The sequence below is a fragment of the Pseudoalteromonas sp. MIP2626 genome, assembly GCF_013414205.1.
In the GTDB taxonomy this organism is placed as follows: domain Bacteria; phylum Pseudomonadota; class Gammaproteobacteria; order Enterobacterales; family Alteromonadaceae; genus Pseudoalteromonas; species Pseudoalteromonas nigrifaciens.
On record NZ_JAATTW010000091.1, the window covers coordinates 1 to 3,250 of the forward strand.

Consider the following 3,250-nt stretch of genomic DNA (forward strand, 5'->3'; position numbering starts at 1 on the left):
GTGATGATGATTTTACCGACCTAATGCCGTGGAATGTGCAGCTAGACTTCGATTATAGCTAAGCGCACTGCTTAAATGCGCGCTTACATATAATTCATTGTCTCATGTGAGGCTGCTGTAAAAAACAAACCAAGTTCATACTCAGTATTTCAATTTGCAAACCTGAGTCTCATGTGAGACTGCTGTAAAAAACAAACCAAGTTCATGCTCAGTATTTCAATTTGCAAACCTGAGTCTCACGTGAGACTGCTGTAAAAAACAAACCAAGTTCATACTCAGTATTTCAATTTGCAAACCTGAGTCTCACGTGAGACTGCTGTAAAAAACAAACCAAGTTCATACTCAGTATTTCAATTTGCAAACCTGAGTCTCACGTGAGACTGCTGTAAAAAACAAACCAAGTTCATACTCAGTATTTCAATTTGCAAACCTGAGTCTCACGTGAGACTGCTGTAAAAAACAAACCAAGTTCATACTCAGTATTTCAATTTGCAAACCTGAGTCTCACGTGAGACTGCTGTAAAAAACAAACCAAGTTCATACTCAGTATTTCAATTTATAAACCTGAGTCTCACGTGAGACTGCTGTAAAAAACAAACCAAGTTCATGCTCAGTATTTCAATTTATAAACCTGAGTCTCACGTGAGACTGCTGTAAAAAACAAACCAAGTTCATGCTCAGTATTTCAATTTATAAACCTGAGTCTCACGTGAGACTGCTGTAAAAAACAAACCAAGTTCATGCTCAGTTTTTCCATTTATAAACCTGAGTCTCACGTGAGACTGCTGTAAAAAACAAACCAAGTTCATACTCAGTATTTCAATTTATAAACCTGAGTCTCACGTGAGACAGAGAGTTAATTTAAATTCCATCTTACGCTGGGGCTTAGGCATAACTACCTAAACAACATAGAATGTGGAATATAACTTTAATATTAGCAGCAATACATACTTATTCTTAATAGATTTATTGATATAGGATTCTTGTCGTACTCTAATTAAAAATATACTTAGCTGGAGATTTACAGGTGTCAAAAAATACTAAAAAAAGAAAGCCAATATCTTTAATAATATATCATCACAAAGGTGGTGTAGGTAAAACGACGATTGCTAGTTGGTTATCATACTTACTTGCTACTGGCGGTATTGCAAAAAAAGACAAAAAATTGAATGTGGTTTTAGTTGATTTAGATAGCCAACAGAATGCGAGTAAAACCTTTTTGAGCATGAAAAAAGTGCCAGGCTTACCATACATGCTTCCGCCACTGCATCCACAATATATAGAGGGCGCTCCAGAAAATGGCGACTGGAATGGGTATTCAACTTCCTCGGATATTTTATTTGATCGCCCTTTTGTTTATTACCCCGTTAATGGTGTTGAAACTCTAAGCGTGCTTCCGTCTGAGGGCAGGGTGGACAGACTGAATGAAGTTATGCATAAGGATGATTTCATTCCATTGATAGGGGACTTAGCAGAAAGATATATTGATATAGAAACTGAAATGGGCGAAGTGGACATTATAATTTTTGACACCCCTCCTAGTAAAACAGCAATTTGTGAAGGCTTCTTATCTAAGTGCTCACATGTGTTGGTCCCAACGCAGCTTGAATATGATTCAGTAGATGGATAGCGTCCCACAGTTAATGGATAATATTAGACTTTATAATGAAGAGCGCCATGAGCCAATAGAAATAGTAGGTGTTATTCCTAACCTAGCTAGCTCAACAAGCCTTACTAATAATGAAGTTGATCAATATGCAACTTTAGAGGCGCACTTAAATAAGCACAAAGCAGAGCACAATATTACTGATGATCTATTGTTAGAAGATTTCTTCCTTGTTAACAGGGTTATATTCAAGCACAAGAAAAAACCCGACGCACTTGAAACAGTATTTTGTTTAAAGAAAGACAAAAAGGCTATGTTAGAAATGGATAGCCTTTATAACTATGTTAGAACCCGTTTGAATGTGGATTAAAAATGTCAAATAATATGCGCAGCAGAATCAAAGTAAGAGAGACACGACGCTTATCATCTGGTGTTGATAAACTTAAGAACGCACGTAAAGAAGCCGAAGCTGAAAGCAATGAGCTGGAATCAGAAGTTGAAACATATAGTACAGGTGCTAAAGATTGTGTAAGCGACAATCTTTCGGTTGCAACTGTTACTCCAGACCCAACTAACTCACGTGATTTCCCGGTAATAAAACCACATGGTGAAGCTGCTTTTTTAGCTGCACAAGCTGAGAAAGTTCCATATGTTATATTAGATAAAGGGGTTTTAATAAATAAAACCCCCGTTGACCATCATTTGTATGAGCACATTGAAAGCCAAATCAATGATATAAAGAAGCTAGCCGGACAAATAAAAGCTGGCGGTGGTTTATACCAGCAAGTTGAAGTTTATAGAACAGGGGGTATTAATTACCGCATAATATACGGCCACCGTAGGTTCTACTCTATTATTTATAGCATAGGCTGGGAAGGGATTTGGTCATTTAGAGTTCACAGAAAGTCGCCTACACATCCAAAGTTAAGGCAATTCGTAGAAAACAACTCAAGATCAGATTTAGCTTTACATGAACAAGTTAGGGCATTTTCTCAGGCCTATACTGAGGCTAAAAAGCTGAATAACGAGATTACCAATCCTGAACTTATAAATATACTAGGTATCAGTAAGAGCTACTTTTATAAACTTAAAAAGATAATTGAAATCCCGCTTTTAGTTAAATCAATAGAGGTAGGAGTAGGTTTAATAAACCATAGAATAATTGAAGCCATATTTAAGCAATCTGAAATTGAAGTGGAAAATGGAAACTTTAAGAACTTAGAAAACGCAGTTTTGCCTTTATTGGTTGAAATATTTAAAAGCAATGGCCGCGAGGTTCCTTCATTTTTAAGCCATGTAATAATCCCAGCTAAAGAACCAAATATGGTTAAGTCGGATAAAGTTACTAAAAAGAAAATATATTCTACACCTAAAGTAACTTCAACCAATGTTATCAAGAAACTTTTAACAAGTGACATTACAAAATTAAAAGTTGATGGGGTAGATTGGAAAACGATTGACTGGGATGATGCTAAAACTGTAAATAAATGCTTAGCCCAGACAATAAAGTATTTAGAGGAATTTACTACAGATAAATAAAAACAAAGGCTTTGTAAATTTTACAAAGGAGCCTGTAACGGATTCTGTGTAACTGCCCGTTTTTAGATTTTAAATATGCTTGCTGAGTCGTTCCTCAAATTCAAT

At 36.0% G+C, this 3,250-nt stretch carries 3 protein-coding genes; all 3 read left to right on the forward strand.

What is annotated here, in order from left to right:
• Nucleotides 1-1,027: 1,027 nt before the first annotated feature.
• From HC000_RS17980 to HC000_RS17990, 3 genes are read left to right on the forward strand one after another with little or no spacing between them, the layout of a single operon-like run.
• Nucleotides 1,028-1,630 (forward strand): ParA family protein, encoded by a 603-nt coding sequence (locus HC000_RS17980; protein ID WP_179808367.1) that lies wholly within the window; start codon nt 1,028-1,030, stop codon nt 1,628-1,630.
• Nucleotides 1,623-1,976 (forward strand): hypothetical protein, encoded by a 354-nt coding sequence (locus HC000_RS17985; protein ID WP_179808368.1) that lies wholly within the window; start codon nt 1,623-1,625, stop codon nt 1,974-1,976. The genes HC000_RS17980 and HC000_RS17985 overlap by 8 nt, the downstream gene beginning before the upstream one ends.
• A 2-nt stretch (nt 1,977-1,978) precedes the next feature.
• Nucleotides 1,979-3,145, forward strand: coding sequence for a hypothetical protein (locus HC000_RS17990; RefSeq protein ID WP_179808369.1), 1,167 nt, complete (start codon nt 1,979-1,981; stop codon nt 3,143-3,145).
• Nucleotides 3,146-3,250: the final 105 nt, after the last annotated feature.

Coding starts and splice junctions, on each gene's coding strand:
- HC000_RS17985 (WP_179808368.1), top strand. CDS start 1,623: ATGGATAGCGTCCCACAGTTAATGGATAATATTAGACTTTATAATGAA.
- HC000_RS17990 (WP_179808369.1), top strand. CDS start 1,979: ATGTCAAATAATATGCGCAGCAGAATCAAAGTAAGAGAGACACGACGC.